At 34.5% G+C, this 19,630-nt stretch carries 17 protein-coding genes; 5 read left to right on the top strand and 12 right to left on the bottom strand.

What is annotated here, in order from left to right:
* Positions 1-73 precede the first annotated feature (73 nt).
* Positions 74-1,417, bottom strand: a complete 1,344-nt coding sequence (gdhA, locus tag AB3G36_RS04575; RefSeq protein ID WP_367756455.1) for an NADP-specific glutamate dehydrogenase — start codon at positions 1,415-1,417, stop codon at positions 74-76.
* 278 nt (positions 1,418-1,695) lie between these two features.
* On the opposite strand from gdhA, the gene AB3G36_RS04570 reads away from it, so the two are divergent.
* On the top strand, positions 1,696-2,499 hold the full coding sequence (locus AB3G36_RS04570; RefSeq protein ID WP_367756453.1) for a glutamate dehydrogenase: 804 nt from the start codon (positions 1,696-1,698) through the stop codon (positions 2,497-2,499).
* 108 nt (positions 2,500-2,607) lie between these two features.
* On the opposite strand, the gene AB3G36_RS04565 is transcribed toward AB3G36_RS04570, so the two are convergent.
* From AB3G36_RS04565 to AB3G36_RS04540, 6 genes are all read right to left on the bottom strand, one after another.
* Positions 2,608-3,264, bottom strand: a complete 657-nt coding sequence (locus tag AB3G36_RS04565; RefSeq protein WP_367756451.1) for a 3-oxoacid CoA-transferase subunit B — start codon at positions 3,262-3,264, stop codon at positions 2,608-2,610.
* A 90-nt stretch (positions 3,265-3,354) separates the two neighbouring features.
* Entirely contained in the window at positions 3,355-4,053 is a 699-nt protein-coding gene (locus tag AB3G36_RS04560; RefSeq protein WP_367756450.1) for a CoA transferase subunit A, read from the bottom strand.
* A gap of 123 nt (positions 4,054-4,176) precedes the next feature.
* The gene (locus AB3G36_RS04555; protein WP_367756449.1) at positions 4,177-6,483 is read right to left on the bottom strand and encodes a penicillin-binding protein 1A; all 2,307 of its coding nucleotides are present in this window, start codon (positions 6,481-6,483) and stop codon (positions 4,177-4,179) included.
* A gap of 9 nt (positions 6,484-6,492) precedes the next feature.
* Entirely contained in the window at positions 6,493-6,972 is a 480-nt protein-coding gene (locus AB3G36_RS04550; RefSeq protein ID WP_367756448.1) for a gliding motility lipoprotein GldH, read from the bottom strand.
* The gene (locus tag AB3G36_RS04545) at positions 6,956-8,263 is read right to left on the bottom strand and encodes a stage 0 sporulation family protein (protein ID WP_367756446.1); all 1,308 of its coding nucleotides are present in this window, start codon (positions 8,261-8,263) and stop codon (positions 6,956-6,958) included. Before AB3G36_RS04545 ends, AB3G36_RS04550 begins: the two co-directional genes overlap by 17 nt.
* A 185-nt stretch (positions 8,264-8,448) precedes the next feature.
* A complete protein-coding gene (locus AB3G36_RS04540) occupies positions 8,449-9,825 on the bottom strand; it encodes a rhodanese-related sulfurtransferase (protein ID WP_367756444.1) in 1,377 nt (458 codons plus the stop codon).
* 404 nt (positions 9,826-10,229) lie between these two features.
* Here AB3G36_RS04540 and AB3G36_RS04535 point away from each other — a divergent pair, with 404 nt between their 5' ends.
* Positions 10,230-10,700: a hypothetical protein gene (locus AB3G36_RS04535; RefSeq protein ID WP_367756442.1), complete on the top strand. Its 471-nt coding sequence runs from the start codon at positions 10,230-10,232 to the stop codon at positions 10,698-10,700.
* 221 nt (positions 10,701-10,921) lie between these two features.
* Here AB3G36_RS04535 and AB3G36_RS04530 read toward each other — a convergent pair whose 3' ends face one another.
* The 3 genes from AB3G36_RS04530 to AB3G36_RS04520 all read right to left on the bottom strand — a co-directional run bounded on the left by AB3G36_RS04530 (position 10,922) and on the right by AB3G36_RS04520 (position 13,390).
* A complete protein-coding gene (locus AB3G36_RS04530; protein WP_367756440.1) occupies positions 10,922-11,332 on the bottom strand; it encodes a BrxA/BrxB family bacilliredoxin in 411 nt (136 codons plus the stop codon).
* A 109-nt stretch (positions 11,333-11,441) separates the two neighbouring features.
* Positions 11,442-12,593 (bottom strand): lycopene cyclase family protein, encoded by a 1,152-nt coding sequence (locus AB3G36_RS04525; RefSeq protein ID WP_367756438.1) that lies wholly within the window; start codon positions 12,591-12,593, stop codon positions 11,442-11,444.
* Positions 12,594-12,634: 41 nt separating this feature from the next.
* Positions 12,635-13,390, bottom strand: coding sequence for a transporter (locus tag AB3G36_RS04520; protein WP_367756436.1), 756 nt, complete (start codon positions 13,388-13,390; stop codon positions 12,635-12,637).
* A gap of 95 nt (positions 13,391-13,485) precedes the next feature.
* On the opposite strand from AB3G36_RS04520, the gene AB3G36_RS04515 reads away from it, so the two are divergent.
* From AB3G36_RS04515 to AB3G36_RS04505, 3 genes are all read left to right on the top strand, one after another.
* Complete coding sequence (locus AB3G36_RS04515; protein ID WP_367756434.1) at positions 13,486-15,357, top strand: Nramp family divalent metal transporter; 1,872 nt, start codon at positions 13,486-13,488, stop codon at positions 15,355-15,357.
* A 102-nt stretch (positions 15,358-15,459) separates the two neighbouring features.
* The gene (locus tag AB3G36_RS04510) at positions 15,460-16,113 is read left to right on the top strand and encodes a metal-dependent transcriptional regulator (RefSeq protein ID WP_367756432.1); all 654 of its coding nucleotides are present in this window, start codon (positions 15,460-15,462) and stop codon (positions 16,111-16,113) included.
* Between the two features lie 45 nt (positions 16,114-16,158).
* Complete coding sequence (locus AB3G36_RS04505) at positions 16,159-16,566, top strand: hypothetical protein (RefSeq protein ID WP_367756430.1); 408 nt, start codon at positions 16,159-16,161, stop codon at positions 16,564-16,566.
* Between the two features lie 9 nt (positions 16,567-16,575).
* On the opposite strand, the gene AB3G36_RS04500 is transcribed toward AB3G36_RS04505, so the two are convergent.
* Positions 16,576-18,990 (bottom strand): PAS domain S-box protein, encoded by a 2,415-nt coding sequence (locus AB3G36_RS04500; RefSeq protein ID WP_367756428.1) that lies wholly within the window; start codon positions 18,988-18,990, stop codon positions 16,576-16,578.
* A 112-nt stretch (positions 18,991-19,102) separates the two neighbouring features.
* Positions 19,103-19,624, bottom strand: a complete 522-nt coding sequence (locus AB3G36_RS04495) for a YfiR family protein (RefSeq protein WP_367756426.1) — start codon at positions 19,622-19,624, stop codon at positions 19,103-19,105.
* Between the last annotated feature and the right edge of the window lie 6 nt (positions 19,625-19,630).

Below are 19,630 nucleotides of genomic sequence, written 5' to 3'. Positions count from 1 at the left end.
TTTTGTTGGGATCAAAAAAAAGCCTTCTAACCAAAATTTGGCTAGAAGGCTTTAATCTATTATTTGAAAAAGATTAAACTACCCCTTGAGCTAGCATAGCATCGGCTACTTTTACAAATCCAGCAATGTTTGCTCCTTTTACATAGTCAACATATCCATTACCATCAGAACCATACTTAACGCATGAAGCATGAATATTTAACATAATCCCTTTTAGTTTCTCATCTACTTCTTCAGAAGTCCAACTTAATCTCAATGAATTTTGAGACATTTCTAAACCTGAAGTAGCTACTCCACCAGCATTAGATGCTTTTCCAGGAGCAAATAATAATTTAGCTTTTTGGATTACGTGAACTGCTTCTGGTGTTGTTGGCATATTAGCCCCTTCAGCTACACAAAGACATCCGTTTGCAACAAGTGTTTTTGCTTCGTCTTCGTTTAACTCATTTTGAGTAGCACATGGCAAAGCAATATCACATTTTACTTCCCATGGGCGTTTCCCTGCGAAATATTTAGCTTTTGGATATTTAGCAACATAGTCACTAATTCTACCTCTTAATTCATTTTTAATCTCCATTACATAGGCCAATTTCTGTGCATCGATACCATCAGCATCGTAAATATATCCAGCAGAATCTGACATAGTCACCACTTTACCACCTAATTGAGTGGCTTTTTCAGTAGCATATTGCGCCACGTTTCCAGAACCAGAAACAACAACTGTTTTACCTGCAAAACTATTTCCTTTAGTTTCTAACATACTTTGAGCAAAATAAACTGCTCCGTATCCAGTTGCTTCAGGTCTAATTAAAGAACCTCCAAAAGAAATTCCTTTTCCAGTTAAAACACCCGTAAATTCATTTCTTAGTCTTTTATATTGACCAAATAAATAACCTACTTCTCTTCCTCCAACTCCAATATCTCCCGCAGGAACATCCGTGTTAGCACCAATATGTTTAGATAATTCCGTCATGAAGCTTTGACAAAAACGCATTACTTCATTATCTGATTTTCCTTTTGGATCAAAATCAGCCCCACCTTTTCCTCCACCCATTGGCAAAGTAGTTAAGCTATTTTTAAATGTTTGTTCGAAAGCTAAAAATTTTAAAATACTTAAATTCACTGAAGGGTGAAAACGCAGTCCACCTTTATACGGTCCGATAGCTGAATTCATTTGAATACGGTATCCTCTATTTACTTGAGTAGCGCCTTTATCATCAATCCAAGCTACACGAAACATAATGATACGATCAGATTCGACCATTCTTTCCAAAAGCATTTTGTTTTGGTATTTTTTATTTTCTTCGATAAAAGGAATCACAGTTTCAGCAACTTCCAAAACTGCTTGCAAGAATTCCGGTTCGTTTGGGTTTTTTTTAGTAACCTCTTCAATAAAAGTAGAAATACTTTGTGACATGATTATTAGATTATTAACGTTTAAGAAAACGTTTTCGTTAGAGTGTACAAATATACATTTAATGCGACTATTTCAAATTAATTATTAAGTATGTTTTATCGATTTATCTTTTTATTAATCATTCTTGAAGAATTCAGCTTTTGAAGTTGTAGTTTAAACGAAAACGTTGCTTTTTTCTTAGCCATTTTAGGAATTTAATTACTTATTTTTAATTTTAATTTCAAAGGTTCAATGATGTTTTTTATATATTTGTCAAGACTTGAAATTTTAACTAAAAAATGCTTAAACAAATAACCTTAACTCTATTGATTTTATTTGGCTTTTCAAACAGCTCAAATGCTCAATTTGGCTTTTCGCATGAAGTAGGAATTATAGCTGGTCCAGTAGCTTTTCAATCTGACTATGGAGAACGTTATAATTTAACTACAAATGCTGGAAATACAGGTTTAGGGATAGGAATCATTCATTATATTAACTTTTCATACAAGGCATCTTGTAACTGTTATACTCCTGAAACTTATTTTAATGATCACTTTAAACTTAGAAGTGAATTGTCATACAACAAAACCGAGTTAAAACATTTTGGAGAATGGGTAAGCCCTGACAGAACTTCACTTGGTGCTGATCAATTGAGAGCAATGAGAGGAAGTACAGCTGTTACAAATATTGGTATGCAACTGGAATATTTCCCTTTTAGCATTCGAGATTTCACTTCTAGAATAGGTAGTCTAGGTCCATTTATAAGTCTTGGTGGGCAATTCAGTTATTACAATGCCACAGCCTCTTCCACATTAGGTCCTTTAGGCACACCATTAACTACTTTCCCTAAATACTTAACTCCTACTGACAATCGTCCCTATGGGTTTTCAAATGAAGGAGGTACAGTTTGGTCAGTAGTTTCAAGTGTAGGAACACGATATAAATTAACTCCTTTACGTGATTTAATGATTGACTTACGATTTCAATATTATTTTTCTAACTGGGTAGATGGTTTAAATCCAAACCCTGCTATTTATAAAGAAAACAAAGCTAATGACTGGTTAGTATGGCTTAATGTGGGTTACATTTATTACTTACAATAGACCACAACAATAGCAATAAATAAAAATAGGCTGTCCTCAAAAAGGGCAGCCTATTTTTATAAGTATATTTTCTACCTATATTATTTTGTTTTGCTGTTTAATAAAGCATCAATCAATCACCATTTCAGGAATATCACCTTCAATTATTAATTGCGCCTCTGTGGAAGCGACAATGTACTCTACCGTTACACCTGGAGCATGTTCTAGTAATTTAAATCCTTTTGGGGTTATTTCAAGCACGGCTAATTCAGTAACTACTTTTTTTACACAACCTACACCAGTTAGGGGTAAGCTACATTTTTTAAGAATTTTAGATTCTCCTTTTTTATTTACGTGCATCATCGCCACAATAATATTCTCTGCCGAAGCGACTAAATCCATTGCGCCACCCATTCCTTTTACCATTTTGCCTGGGATTTTCCAGTTGGCAATATCCCCATTTTCAGCTACTTCCATTGCACCAAGAATGGTTAAATCTACTTTTTGCGAACGAATCATTCCAAAACTCAAAGCGGAATCAAAGAAAGAAGCTCCAGGTAAAGTCGTTATGGTTTGTTTTCCTGCATTAATTATATCAGCATCTTCTTCTCCTTCAAAAGGAAAAGGGCCCATGCCTAGAACGCCGTTTTCACTTTGAAATTCAACAGCAATATCATTACGAACATAGTTAGCAACCAATGTAGGAATTCCGATTCCTAAGTTTACGTAATAGCCGTCTTTTACTTCTTTGGCTATTCGTTTTGCGATTTCTTCTTTTCCTAACATATACTTTATATTTAAACCATTAAGGAATTAAGGATAATTAAGTGTTTTATATAAAAGTAATCACCATAAATTTTGGGATTACAGAATCTATTATTTTTGTCTAACAGTTCTCTGTTCAATTCTTTTTTCGAATTTTTCACCTTGAAAGATGCGTTGCACCATGATTCCTGGAATATGAATTTCATTTGGGTCTAATGAACCCACTGGTAAAAGTTCTTCTACTTCGGCAACAGTAATTTTTGCACCACCAGCCATACAGGCATTAAAGTTACGAGCGGTTCCTTTAAAAATTAAATTCCCTGCTTCGTCTCCTTTCCATGCTTTTACGATGGCAAAATCAGCTTTGTAGGCTAATTCCATAATGTGCATTTTTCCATTAAATTCACGCACTTCTTTCCCTTCGGCTACTTCAGTTCCGTATCCTGCAGGGGTAAAAAAGGCAGGAATACCCGCTTGTGCTGCACGGCATTTTTCGGCTAAAGTTCCTTGAGGAGTCAACTCTACGTCCAATTCTCCAGAGAGCATTTGGCGCTCAAATTCGGCATTTTCTCCTACATAAGAAGAAATCATTTTCTTGATTTGGCGCTTTTGCAAAAGCAATCCAAGTCCAAAATCATCAACCCCAGCATTATTAGAAATGCAGGTAAGTTCTTTGGTTTCTTTTATAACAAGCTCGGCAATTGAATTTTCCGGAATTCCACACAAGCCAAAACCACCTAGCATAATGGTCATTCCATCTTGCACTCCTTTCAGTGCGTCTTGAACTGTATTTACTTTTTTATTAATCATATATTTTGGTTCTAATGATGTAATTAATAGTATAATCTCTAGCCCAGATCAAAGCGGCATCCTTTGTGGCTGGTGTTCAGCCACAAAGATAAAGCGTAGAGCTGGAAATGGCTTCTAAAAAATTTAAAATTCAAATTCATCTGTGTTTTGAACAGCTGTAGAATCTTTTACTTTTGGAGCCGAATAACAATCTACTTTTATAGACAGGTTTGCGGGTCTTTCAAATTCTTCTTTGGATACTTTGAGTTCCGAATCGGCATAACACAATTTCATGAAATAGGCCCAAACTGGTAAAGCTGCAGTGGCACCTTGACCATACGTAATGCTTTTAAAACGTGCAGAACGATCTTCGCAACCTACCCAAACACCCGTTACTAAATTAGGAACCATTCCCATAAACCAACCATCGGATTGGTTTTGTGTGGTACCCGTTTTACCGGCAATAGGGTTTGTAAATTTATAAGGATATCCTGTGATTCTATTGTAACCATAACCACCACCTTCGGTTCTTAATCTGTTTCCAGATCCCCCTTCGGTAACTCCTTCTAGTAATTTAATAATAGCAAAAGCGATGTCTTTATTTAACACATCGTGCGATTCTGGGATGGGCTCATAAATAATAACTCCACTTTTATCTTCGATTCGTGTTAAAAACTGCGGTTTAGTATACACTCCTTGATTAGCAAATGTACTGTAAGCAGCTACCATGTCTTCCACTGTAATATCTACAGCTCCTAAGGCTATAGAAGGTTGCAAAGGAATTTCGGATTTTATACCTAATTTATGTGTCAATTTAACTACAGCTTCTGGCCCTACTTTATCCATTAGTTTCGCCGAAATAGTATTAACCGAATTGGCTAATGCTTTTTTCAAAGTAATCATTCCTCTGTATTTATTATCAGAGTTTCTAGGCGTCCAAGCTGCAGTAACATGATGACGTCCTACTGGGATTGTAAAAGGTGCATCGATGATAGAATCACAAGGAGACATATTTAATTGCTCGATTGCAGTAGCGTAAACAAAAGGTTTAAATGTTGAACCTACTTGTCTAGCTCCTTGCCCTACGTGATCGTATTGAAAATACTTGTAATTGATTCCTCCAACCCACGCTTTTATATTCCCTGTTTGTGGTTCCATTGCCATCAAACCAGATTGTAAAAAATGTTTGTAATAACGAATAGAATCTATTGGAGTCATGATGGTATCTTTTTCTCCTTTCCAGGTGAAAACTGTCATTTTTGTTTTGACTTTAAAAGACGCGATTATTTCCTCGTCACTTTTATCTAATGATTTTAAAACGGACCATCTGTTAGACGACTTCATGGCTTGGTTTAAAATACGTTGGGTTTCGGCATCAGAAATATTTACAAACGGAGCGTTTTTATTGGTTTTAGCCTGAATAAAAAACTCTTGTTGTAAGTTGGCCATATGCGCAGCAACAGCTTCTTCGGCATGCAATTGCATTCTTGAATCAATAGTCGTATATATTTTTAAACCGTCTTTATAGATATCGTAATCAGATCCGTCTGGTTTTTTATTTTCATCAACCCATTTTTTCATATAATCACGTAAGTACTCTCTAAAATAAGTTGCAGTCCCTTCCCTATGGCTTTCTAATTTAAAATGTAAAGTGATGGGCATTGCTTGCATTTTCACTTTTTGGTCTTCCGTTATCATATGCGCTTTTTCCATTTGAGAAAGCACTACATTTCTACGGTTTTTTACCCCTTGTGGGTTTCTTACTGGATTGTATAATCCTGAATTTTTGAACATCCCAACCAAAATTGCTGATTCATCAGTCGTTAAGTTCTTTGGTTCTTTTGAGAAATAGGTTTGTGCAGCAGAACTCACCCCAACGGAATAATTACCAAAATCGTATACATTGCAATACATGGCAAGAATCTCGTTTTTAGTATATTGTCTTTCTAATCGGATGGCGATAATCCATTCTTTAACTTTTTGTACAATTCTAAACGGCAAAAATTTAGACCCTTCGCCGTGAAATAATTGTTTGGCAAGTTGTTGTGTCAAGGTACTTGCCCCTCCACTAGTTCCAAGACTTGCAATGGCTCTTAATGTTCCTCTTCCGTCAATCCCAGAATGCTCATAAAAACGTTCGTCTTCAGTTGCAACCAAAGCATCAACTAGATTTTTAGGTAAATCAGAATATTTTAATTGCGAACGGTTTTTCTGAAAATATTTTCCTAAAACAACCCCATCAGAAGAGATTATTTCTGTAGCTAAATTAGAATCGGGATTTTCTAGATCTTCAAAGGACGGCATAGAGCCAAAAATTCCCCAAGAAGCAAACAAGAAAAAAAGAACGACAGCTCCCATTCCGTAAAAGAAAAACCTCCAAAATGTTTTAGTATAATACTTGAAATCTTTATCTACAGTATTACCTTTATTATTGTTTTTATTAGCAGCCATATATCTATTCTATTCTTTTTTTTCTATTCTTAAACCTACTTCTGTTATTCCTTCCAAGCTTTCAACTCCAGGAACTTTCCCTGTTTCCCGTACCACCTGTTTGATATTGACTTTGTACTTTCCTCTGAAACGCACATTTTCTTTGTAAAACAATTTGCTTTCCTTAATATCCGTGAAACCATCCCCAAGTAATGTTCCATCGGGATCAGCCATTTGGTACTCTAAAGTATCTACTTTCGTGTAGCCATTTGGTTTTTCTAAGGTCACAATCAAAAAAAGATTGTTGTATTTATAATTGTTATTGTCTCTCAAGTTTATAAACAAATCATATCTTTTCGTAGAATCTAATTCCGGTAAATTAAAAGATATAATACTGTCTTTATGCCAGGCACTTCCAACGGATTTATACTCATCAAAAGCTCTTTTTTTATCACATGAAAAAAAGACTGCCGTAATCAAAAGCAATAAAAAGCTATTTCTTAGACTCATTTTTAGTAATAATTATTGGTTTTCTTGCTGGTGCAGGCTCTGTTCCAGTTGGCGTTTTTTGATTTGGATTTCCTTGTTTTTTATGTACCGGTTTTTTATTATTAGGAACAATTGCATTTTCCCCACCTTTTTTAGGAGCCGCAGTGATAACATTTTCACCTACTTTCTTCGGTTTTTTGTTCGGTCTTTTGCTTTTCTTAGGTTGGTCAAAACGAGTTAAACTCTCTTGTCCCATCGCATTATTAAAGTCTTTTTCTGTTTCTTGAATAATTTCAATAGCAAAATCTTCAAGTGATGAAACTTTGTTTTTCAGCTTATTCTCTGCAATGATTTCTTTGACTTTTTCGATTTTTAATACGTGCCAGTTTGCAAAATTATTGGTGTAAGCAAACCACATTAAGCCCTTAAAAATATCTTGTTTTTGACAGATAGCATCTCCTTTTTCAGTAACTAACTTCGTTTCGAAATCAGGAAACCCTTTCAACGCATCCATGTAAGTGTCTAACTCATAGTTGAGACAACATTTCAATTTTCCGCATTGACCAGCTAGTTTTTGTGGGTTTAAAGACAGTTGTTGGTACCGTGCCGCAGAAGTATTTACACTTCTAAAATCCGTCAACCAAGTAGAACAACACAATTCTCTACCACAAGATCCAATACCACCTAAACGAGCTGCTTCCTGACGGAAACCTACTTGTTTCATCTCTACTCTAGTGCTAAATTCTTTGGCAAAATCTTTAATCAAAAGTCTAAAATCGACTCTATCATTGGCCGTATAATAAAAAGTAGCCTTAGATCCATCTCCCTGAAATTCAATATCAGATATTTTCATTTCTAGTTTTTGGGCTATAGCCAATTCACGTGCTCGAACTTTCATAGGTTCTTCACGTTCGCGTGCAGCAGACCAAATATCAATATCTTTTTGAGATGCTTTTCTATAGATTTTAGGGATTTCATTACCGTTGTAATTCGCTCCTTTTTTCTTCATTTGAATTTTAACCAACTCTCCCGTCAAAGTAACAATTCCGATATCATGACCTGGAGAAGCGACCGTAGCCACAATGTCTCCCATCGATAAAGTTAATTTCTCCGTATTGCGGTAAAATTCCTTACGCCCATTCTTAAAACGAACTTCAACACAGTCAAAAGGCGCTTCCCCATTAGGTAAACTCATATTAGAAAGCCAATCGAAAACAGTTAATTTATTGCAGCTATCGGTGCCGCAAGTCCCATTATTTTTACAACCCTTAGGTGAACCACCATCAGAAGTTGAACAACTTGTACATGCCATAATTTTATATATAGTGTTGTGATAAACACAACTTATGTTCTTAAAACGATTAATTCGTAAAGATAGTATTTTTTAAGCGTAAGATGCAAAAGTTACAACTGACAAAGAATTAAAGTTTTATTAAAAAAAAAGACCTTTTCCATCTATTTGGAAAAGGTCTTAATGAATTTTTAAGAAATAAGGGGTTAGTCTATAATTTTATATAATTTATCTGACAAACGAATTCGGAAAGAAAGCTTAAAAGTACATGTATCTCCCACAACCGCTTTTTCAGCAACTTTATCATTTACAAGCATTTCAGATATTACTACTTTTTGTTCTCCAGTAGTTTCTCCTTTAATCAGCATTGTATCTCCAATTTTTATTTCATTTTCTTCAATCAAGAATTGACCAATGCTTGGTTTTGGATAAAAATGAGTTCCTTTCCCAATGTATTGTTTTTTAATTTTTGGCGTTTTTTTAGCCAATGCTTTCGATTTTGTCAAATCGGCAAGATTAGGAACTGCGGCCAAAGGGTCTTGATTGGCTTCTCTATTTTTAAAAGTCAACACATCTGATTTTCCTTTTTTGAAAATCTTATTGCCGTTTTTTATTCCTCTTCTAATTGCTTTTTGCTCTTCTTCAGGTAAATGAATCACATCCACACATTCGGCGGAACAACAACCCTCCATGGCTTGCGCACATTCTTCACATTGAATAAACAATAAATGACACCCTTCATTGACACAATTGGTATGCACATCACAAGGTTTTCCACATTGGTGGCATTGTGAAACGATATCGTCAGTGATTCTTTCGCCTAAGCGATGATCAAATACAAAGTTTTTACCAATGAATTTACTCTCTAGATTTTCTTCTTTAATTTGTTTGGCATAATTAATTATCCCGCCTTCCAACTGGTATACATTTTTAAACCCTTGATGTTTAAAATAAGCCGAAGCTTTCTCGCAACGGATTCCTCCAGTGCAGTACATTACTAGGTTTTTATCTTCTTTAAAATCTTGCAATTGTTCATTAATGATAGGCAATGACTCTCTAAAAGTATCCACATCAGGTGTAATAGCGCCTTTAAAATAACCAATTTCACTTTCGTAATGATTTCTAAAATCAACCACAATTGTATTTGGATCGTCTAAAATAGTATTGAATTCTTTGGCTTTTAAATGCACTCCAATGTTGGTAACATCAAAAGTTTCATCGTTTAATCCGTCAGCAACAATTTTGTCACGTACTTTTACTGTTAACTTCAAGAAAGAGTGATCGTCATGCTCCACGGCAATATTCAAGCGCATTCCTTTCATAAAATCATATTCTTCTATAGTCTCTTTGAATGCATAGAAATTATCTGCCGGAAGCGATAGCTGAGCGTTAATTCCTTCTTTGGCCACATAAATACGACCAAGAACCACTAGCGGGTCCCAAGCGCGGAATAAATCATTACGGAATTGTGTTGGATCCTGAATTTGCGCATAAGCATAGAAAGACAAAGTGAGTCTTTGTTTTCCGGCATCATCAATCATGATGGCTCTTTCTTCTGCGCTTAAAGTGTTATACAGTTGCATGCTATAAACGGTTTAAGTGTGAAAAATTATTTTTGCAAAAGTAGGGAAAAGTTAGAGAGTTTCAAAGTTGCAGAGAAATAGAGTTTCAAAGCGCAGAGTTACAGAGATGCAGAGAATTAAAGTTTAGGCATTTTATATCGCTTTTCGTCACTACAATATGTTACCACTCCAAGTGAAGCAATCTGGATTGACAATGAGTTCTGAATTGCAATTATTCAATTTTGACAAAGGAAATGGCACATTTTAGTAGGAGGTCTATTTGTAAGAAGAGGAGGACTTCAATTGTAAAAACTGTTGATTCTTTTATTGATTTGTAGGTGTTTTTAGTTTTACTAAAAATAAAAATGTTTATTAGCTTAAATATCAAACCATAAACCAATATCAACTAACTAAACCAAAAAACCATGAAAAACTTTATCCTTATTATTTTGGTACTTTTAAGTTCCGCCACCGTGTTTTCTCAGGAAAACAAAAACGATTTTGGAGGTTTAAAAAAGAATGCTATATCCTTTACTATTTTAGGAACAACCCCTGTAATTGGGTTGACTTATGAACGAATTATCTCGAACTATGTGAGTTTAGAAATTGGAGTTGGACTACCAAGTGTAGGTATTGGAGCCAAAGTTTTTTTTAGTAAAATCCAAGAGCAAAAAATGATGTTTAATACCGGATTAACAGCAACTTATGTTGATTTTGGAAATGGTTATTTACTTAACGGTAATGCTATAGTTATTTATTTACCCATCGGACTTAGTTATTACGGATTGAAAGGTTTTAATTTTGGAGTAGATATTGGACCTGGGTTAGACACTGGTAATGAAGACGGAACTATTCTAATTCCTTATGCTGGTCTTAAACTAGGAAAACGATTTTAATTGAGATAATTTGGTTTTTAGAGCTATTTTAATTAATCCGTTCACTCTTGCCAGCTCTACAATATCCTATTCTGGTGAACACTGCCAAAATAAGATATAGTGTACTACTGGATTTAGCTCCAAATAAAAAACCGCAACTTCACAAATTTTAAAATTTGCGAATCTGCGGTTAAAATCTTTGCGAACTTAGCGCAATACTTTGTGTTCTTTGCGGTTAAATACTAGCAATATTCGTTAAAAGCATCTTGTAAGTTCTCAGCAATCATTTCGGCTGGGCGACCTTCAATGTGGTGACGCTCTAACATGTGAACCAATTCTCCGTTTTTGAACAACGCCATACATGGTGATGATGGAGGAAAAGGAAACATGTGTTGTCTTGCTGCATCTACTGCTTCTTTGTCAACTCCTGCAAAAACCGTGATTAAATGATCTGGTTTTTTAGCACCTTCTAAACTCATTTTTGCTCCTGGACGTGCGTTTCTTGCTGCACAACCACAAACTGAATTCACAACTACTAGTGTAGTTCCTTCGGCTTTGATCGCATTGTCTACCGCATCTGCGCTATGTAAATCTTGAAAACCTGCTACTGTCAATTCAGCTTGCATTGGTTTTACCATTTCTTCTGGATACATATCTTTGTATTTTAAATATTAATGTTTGAATAGGCAAAGTTACGAAGTTTAAAAAGAACTCCCTTATTTGCTTTATAAAGTTTTGTTATTGTTTGATAGCCATTTGATTTTACTGGAATAAATACCTGCCAGATCGTATTAAAGCCATGACAAAAGGCATTTTAGGACATTTTAAAATTACTTTTATATCTTCATAGAGCGATGTTTCTTCGTCTAAGAATTTAAAAATCAAAACGGGACTCCCCTTTTTAAACATTGAAGAGAATATACTCGCTCCCAGTTCATTTTTTCGATCCAGAATATCCAATAAAAGCAAATCGTAAAACCAAAATTTAGTTTGTTTATGGAATTTCCTGAAGTCCTTTTCTTTTTGTAAAAAAGTGATTAAGGCAGTCGATTTTTTATCAGAATTCTTGAAGGTATAACCCGTACTGGCTTTAGTCCATCCGCCGGCGGTTCCAATGTTGAGGACGCGTTGGGTGTTTTTTTTCCAAAAAGGATAGCAGGTCATCGGGATGCTACCTTGTTCTTTTTCGATGATTTCATAATCCGTGATACCGAGTTTTGTAATGTAGTTTTGAATTTCATCTTCGTACTCGCTTTTGGCTAATAAATCATGCGAAAACAAGGTGTATTCCAGCAACGCTTCGGTTGTGGAAGTAGGCAAAACATACATAAAACGTGTATTCCCTTTTTGTTCTACCGAAAAATCCATGAAAGTCGCTTGCGCTGGATTGAAAGCCGCTTCTTTACTTTTTATAAACCAACCAATAAAATGCTGTTGCAAAACTGGATATTTAGTTTGGCTTTCGACGTCAAACTTTCTATAGATACTATTGAACAGTTTTTCGCCAGTAAAATTGTGGGTTTCGGTAGCAACGTACACATGCGTTTGGAGTTCGTTGATATCGGTCACTTTCTCATTAAGGAAGTCGATATTTTTTTGTTTCGAAATCAAATCAAATACTTGATTGTAAAAATCCAATCCCTTTACTCTATTGTATTGATACGGCTGTAATTCTAAATCCCGACTAAATGCTTCGTTGGCAAATAAAGCCAAATCCCATTTTTTAGTGATACTGTGCTCCCAAGTTGATTGCCCTTCATGCCAGAAACACCAAGTGCGATCATTGGTTTTCTTGGTATTTTCATCGATAAGCAAAATGGATTTTTCCCTAAAATTACCTGATTGAATCATTTTATAAACAGTCATCAATGCTGCTAAACCCGAGCCTGTAAAAATGTAATCGTAGTTTTTCATTTAGTTGCTATCCAATTTTTATCAAAAATAGTCAATTAAAGTTATATTTTAAATCGGAATGAATAGCCCAAAGACAAGAAATAATCGGGTGAAATTTTAGATAATCCCAGTCCACCTGAAATGTCTAATTGATGATTTGGGTTGAATAAGTAAGTGAAACCAGCGTCAAAGCGATGATCTGGTTTTTCAATTTGAGGGATAAAACCATAGAGTTCTACATATCCACCTAATTTTTCCGTAATCGAATACCCTGTTGTCAAGGTATAAACAAAAGTAGGTTCGGTCGTTTCCCCATTCCATTCGGCACCCAAGTTGTAACTCAATGCTTGTTTATCACTAATGGTATGTTGCATGGTAAAGCGAAATTCAGGAGTATAATATTTTTGTTTGTATGGATTTGACGCCAATTTTGGAATTGTAATATGTCCAATAAATGAGGTAGTGGGAATGATTCCTTTTTCGTCAATCAGTTTTGTTTTAAAACCCAATAAAATAGGATTTATACCTGTTGTAGTTGCATAATCTGTTTGGTTGCGATCGTGCTCCACTATCATTCGCAGCTCCGTATTGGGTGTGATTCCATAACGAACTAATACGGCTGCTGCCTGAATTTCATTTGCATTTTGTTTTGTTTTTTCAAATGAAAATCCATTTTCTAATTGCAAATAACCCAAAGGAGTAATAAAAGGACATTCGGTTTGATCTGGCCTGTCAGTTTGTATGGAAGGCATATTTTGTGCAAATCCAACATTGTATAACAAAATGATTACTATAATAGAAAGGTGTGATTTTTTCATTTTTTTAATAGCTTAAATAAATATTTAGACAAAACTAAAATAAATATTTGATAAAACAAAAAAACATAATTATATTTGCATCAAACAGTTATAAAATGGGTAAGTCGTTAGAAGAAGTAAACCAATCGGTTTCCACTCAAAATAAGAAATCAGTTTTCCGAAAAATATTGGCCTTTTTTGGTCCTGCCTACTTAATAAGCGTAGGATATATGGATCCTGGAAACTGGGCAACGGACCTTGCTGGAGGAAGTCAATTTGGCTATTCTTTGCTTTGGGTTTTATTGATGAGTAACATCATGGCGTTGCTTTTGCAAAGTTTAAGCGCGCGACTGGGTATTGTAACCCAACGTGATTTAGCACAGGCTTCACGCGAAACATACTCCCCGTTTATTAACTACATTCTTTATTTCTTAGCTGAAATTGCTATTGCCGCCTGTGACTTGGCAGAAGTTTTAGGAATGGCCATTGGTATTAATTTACTATTCGACATTCCGCTGATTGAAGGCGTAATGATTACCGTTTTAGATACTTTTTTGTTATTATTTCTAATCAACAAAGGCATCCGAAAAATGGAAGCGTTCATTATCGCTTTAGTATTGGTCATTGGGGTTTCGTTCATATTCGAAATGATTTTTGCACAACCAGAAATGGATAAGGTCCTTCTAGGTTTAATACCTTCCATGCCTAATGAAACGGCTTTATATATTGCTATCGGGATTATTGGGGCGACAGTTATGCCACATAATTTATATTTACATTCCTCATTAGTACAAACCAGAAAATTTGATCGAACTACTGAAGGCATCAAGCAAGCCTTAAAATACAATTTCATCGATTCAACCATTGCCTTAAACCTTGCTTTTTTTGTCAACGCCGCCATTTTAATTTTGGCAGCAGCCACATTTTACAAAATAGGAATGCATGAAGTAGCCGAAATTCAAGATGCGCATCGCTTTTTGCAACCACTTTTAGGAACTAAATGGGCACCCATTTTATTTGCCGTTGCACTTATCGCTGCTGGACAAAGCTCCACAGTTACTGGAACATTAGCAGGACAAATCATAATGGAAGGCTATTTGAATTTAAGAATCCAGCCGTGGGTACGTAGAATTATTACTCGATTAATTGCGATAGTTCCAGCCGTTATTGTCATTTCTATTTTTGGTGAAGGTGTAACCGGAAAATTGCTGATTTTTAGTCAGGTGATCTTGAGTTTACAATTGGGTTTTGCCATCATTCCATTAATTCATTTTGTGAGTGATAAATCAAAAATGAAAGGGTTTCACATTGGAATATGGACCCAAATTGCCTCATGGATCGTAGCCTCAATTATCGTGGTGCTGAACGCAAAATTAGTTTTGGATGAAATAAGTGGCTGGCTTGAAACTTCAGATAACCCAATGATATTGTGGTTAACAGTAGTTCCATTAGCAATAAGTTTCTTAATTTTGTTGCTGTTCATTGTGTTTAAACCTTTAATTACCAAATCCAAAACTGCATTCCACAATCATTCTCCGCACAACTTAAAACTCCGTTTTTCTAAATCAGAAACATATGATAAAAAGAATATTGCTGTTTCAGTAGATTTCTCGAGTGCCGATGAAGTGGCTTTAAATAGTGCTTTTGAATTAGGCGGAATTGCGGCCAACTATACATTAATTCATGTTGTTGAAACCGTTGGAGCGCTCATTTATGGAGAACATATTGACGATCACGAAACTTTGGTAGATGAAAAATTATTGAAAGAATATCAAGAAATGCTATCTGAAAAAGGATTCAAAGTCAGTATTCAGTTGGGCTTTGGTAAACCAAACAAAGTGATACCAGAAATCATTAATAAAGGAAATTTTGACGTTTTGGTGATGGGAACGCATGGACACACAGGATTCAAAGATTTGATTTTTGGAACTACAGTCGATAAATTGAGACATAAAATTTCCATTCCTTTATATATCGTTAAAAATTAATATTCATAGGAGCTCATTCCCGCTATTCGCTTTATCTTTATCTTTTTTAAAGAAAAAAAGATAAAGGATGTCGCTGCTATCGGGGCTAAAAAAAAAACAACAATGACACTTTCAGAAGAAAATTACCTAAAAGCCATATACCATCTTACCGTAGTTTCAAATGCTGATGTGAGTACTAATGCCATTGCGGAAATGATGGAAACCAAAGCCTCATCAGTTACGGATATGCTTAAAAAATTGGCTGAAAAAGACTTGGTTAATTATAAAAAATACCAAGGCGTTTCCCTAACAGAACCAGGTAAACTAGCTGCCAAAATGATTGTGAGAAAGCACCGCCTTTGGGAAGTTTTCTTGGTAGATAAATTGGATTTTTCATGGGATGAAGTGCATGATATTGCCGAACAATTAGAACACATCAAATCAGAGAAACTCATCAATAAACTAGATGATTTTCTAGGCAACCCCACCGAAGATCCACATGGAGATCCGATACCAAATGCGCAAGGGGAAATATTCAAAATCGAAAAACAATTACTTTCAGAACTTTTGGTAAATCAAAAAGGAATGTGTGTTGGTGTTAAAGACACCTCATCTGAGTTTTTAAAATATCTGGACAAGCAAGAAATTGCTTTGGGTTCTAAAATTGAAATTTTAAGTAAAGAGACTTTTGATTTATCACTAAAAATAAAAGTAGATGGCAAGAATTTGACGATTTCAAATAAGATTGCTAGTAACCTTTTTGTAAAGACAAATTAACCATTTTCTAGTAATCTTGACCCTAACCTAATCAATAGATTTGAAATGAAAAAATGTATACTGCTGTTATTATTGACTTTTAATTTAACCGCTTTTGCTCAAAATAAAAACCTACGTTATTTTAAAATTACTCAAAAGGAATGTCTCCCAAAAAAAGGCTATCAATTCGTTTTAAAACAAATCGTTTCGGATTCCCGTTGTCCCAAAGGCGTAAACTGCATATGGGCAGGAGAAATAAAATTACTAGTTTCAGTTTATCAAGACAAACATTTTATTACGGATGAAGCGGTAACTATTTCTGGAAATAATTTTCAAGAAAACAAAGATTGGTTGGTACGTTATTTGCCTATCAATAAACAGAACCTACAAACCATCACTGTTTTTCCTTACCCTGAAGAAGGTATTAAAATCAACCCTAAGGATTACTACTTGAAAATTGGCTACTTGAAATAGAAAATCATCCTATTTGTTATCGCTTTTAAAACCTATTAATTTTCTAATTTTTTGTTCACTTTCTTCTAGAGCAACCTCCATGTTTTTGTAGGATGTAATGTCTTTTATATTGGCAACAGCCGCGATAATATAGTTGTTATCATCAATTATGGGTCGGCCACTAATTACTACTCTTTTTTTATCTCGTGTTTCCGAGTCTTCTATTACTATTTCAACATCATCTGTAGACTCCCCTTTTAATGCTTTTTCTAAAGGAAGGTTTTGAGCTGGAAATATAGTACGCTCATCAGGATAGTATAAATCATATTTAGCCGACCAATCAAGAGTCGTTGGCATTCCTGAATCTTGTTTAATTCCTATAATTTCTTCGGCCATATGATTAGAAAGCACAATTCTCTTATGAGTATCTGTTACAATAATTCCTTCACCTATATTTTCTAGAATCAATTTCAATTTTAATTCATTAAGACGTACCAATTTATCGGCTTCAATTTTTTCGTTTTCTAGTTTTTTACTGAGAGAAATGTCTTTTATAAATCCAATAAAAATATATTTCCCTGAAATAGTTGCTTGAGATACTGTTAATTCAATTTCAAACTCTTCTTTCTTTTTATTAAGCGCCGTGATTTCAACTGTTTTATTAATATATGGCCCTTCTGCCGTTTCAAGGAAATGTTGAAACCCTTTCATATGACTTTCTTTATACTGGTCCGGAACAATTAAATCTCTCATTTTTTTGCCTAACACCTCTTGAATTGACCAATCAAATATTTTTTCGGCTTGCGGATTCCATCTTATAATGTCCCCTTCATCATTAATCACAATCAAAGCATCAGGAGCTTCATTAAAAATGGTTTGCAATTGACCTTCGCTTTCTTTTAGCTTTTGGTCTGCAAGTTTCCTATCGGTTATGTCTCTCATTATAGAGCGATGACCAGTTATCCTATTTCCTACTCTTAATTGCATAACCGTTTGTTCAATCCATTTTTGTTCTCTGGTTTTGGTTATAATTGGAAAAGAAAATAATGTTTCATCAATTTTATTTTTAAACTGATTCAAATAAAATTCTGCCACACGATCTCTCCATTCTGGCGAAACAAGATCTATTATATTGGTACCCATCAATTCATTTTGGCTGAAACCCGTTAATTTTTCACAAGCAGGATTAATGTAAGTAAAGTTACCTTTGTAATCAGTAGTGTGTACCACGTCACTTGTGTTTTCAACAATTTCACGGTATTTCTCTTCACTTTTTCTAAGGGTTTCAATGGCTTCAGCTAATTGCGCAGTGCGCTCACTTACTTTTTGCTCTAGTTCTTCATTGAGTTTTTTAATTAGATTTTCCGAATTTTTTCGCTCTGTAATATCATGAATAACTAAAACTCCTCCAACCGTTTCTCCAGATGTGTTTTTTAAAGGTCTGGCCGTTACGGTAACAAAAAGACCTGCTGTTTTTCTATAATTTTGGATAAACATTTCCTGATTATCGACTTCTTCTCCATTTAACGCTCTAACTAACGGAAGTTCATTTGTAGCAAAAAGAGTATTAGAATCAGGCAAAAAGAAACCATAAGTATCAGCCCATTTCTCTTTAGGGATATCAATAGCACCAATTCCTATAATTTTTTCACTAGCAGTATTCCACAACAGGAATTTATTACTTTCATCAACAACTATTAATCCATCTCCCATGTTTTGTATAACGGATTGCAAGAGTGTGTTTTGTTTATTTAATTGCTCCTTAGATTGTGCTACTTCATTGCTTCTTTTTTCTATGGTTTCTAGCATATCATTGAGACCAATAGAAAGGGTACTAATTTCATCTTTACCTTCAACGGCCATTCTAATTTTATAATCTTCTGTTTCTTTTATTTGTTGAATAACAGTGACTAAATTCAGCAATGGTTTAGAGATGTATTTTTTAATAAAAATGGCAATTAAAAATGCAAGCCCAATTCCCACTATAAGCAGCACGATTCCCAGACGCAAAACATCCATCTTTATTTTATTCAATTCCGAAAGTTCAAAACGAATAAGAACACTACCTATTACTTCATTGTCTTTTTTAATTTTACTGTATACAAAAAGTTCATTACTAGTAAATTCGAATCTATCTGAGACATCTTTAGAAACATTAAATTGATATTTTGAATCGGTACCTTCTTTTGCATAAGAGGCAAATACTTTTCCTTTCTTGTCTAAAATTACCGCATTTAAAATATCATGCTGAACATTTAATTCAGATAAAATTTTACTAGCAGCTGAATTGTCCAAAAAATCAAGTGCAGAAATACTATTAAAACCAACTACTTGAGCAATGGCTTTCGAACCTACTGCCTTACGGTCTTTAAAGCCTTTTATGTCGATTAAAACAAAGGCTGTGATACAAATTATCAGTACAAATGCAGAAGTAAATACTTGCATTAGTACGAGTTTGTTTTTAATGGATATGTTACGTGGATTAAGCATATGTATATTATTTTAATATTTTAAAAACTCTTTTTCATTCCATAAGTTGACAAATGGAGCTTCAGTACTATTGCACAATAATCGCGTGCTGCAATAAGAATGAACTAATTCCAATTCCCGCTTTATTTATTGCTTTTAGATTTACCTCAAATTTTAATTTGTTATCGACAATAACAAAATTCATTTGAGCTCCTTTTTTGCCATAACCATTTCGCTCAGTGACTATCAATACTGGTTTGTCAGAAAATTTAGAAAGAATAGTTTCAATTGGTATCGTGCTATTGTAGGGAACAAATAAAATATTACAAAAACCGATTTCCTCCAAATTTCCATATTCGTTAATCTCAATTTTTTTAGTTTTAGGCACAGCAAGCAATGAAGTTGTAATTGGGCTTCCTTCTAAAATAGCGATCTTAAAAGCTTGGTTTTTAGAATAATCTTTCCAATTAACATAATCTATAAAACGATACAGAAAAGCTGCTTTTAAAGCATATTCCTTCCCTCCAGCATTCTCTTGGGCGGTTACGAGATTGCCATCCAACAACAATACGGTCAATGACAAAAAAAACAATTGATTTATAGTTTTCATACTTTT

The sequence above is a fragment of the Flavobacterium sp. WC2430 genome (assembly GCF_040822075.1).
GTDB lineage: Bacteria > Bacteroidota > Bacteroidia > Flavobacteriales > Flavobacteriaceae > Flavobacterium.
This window is presented reverse-complemented; position numbering and strand designations above follow the sequence as displayed.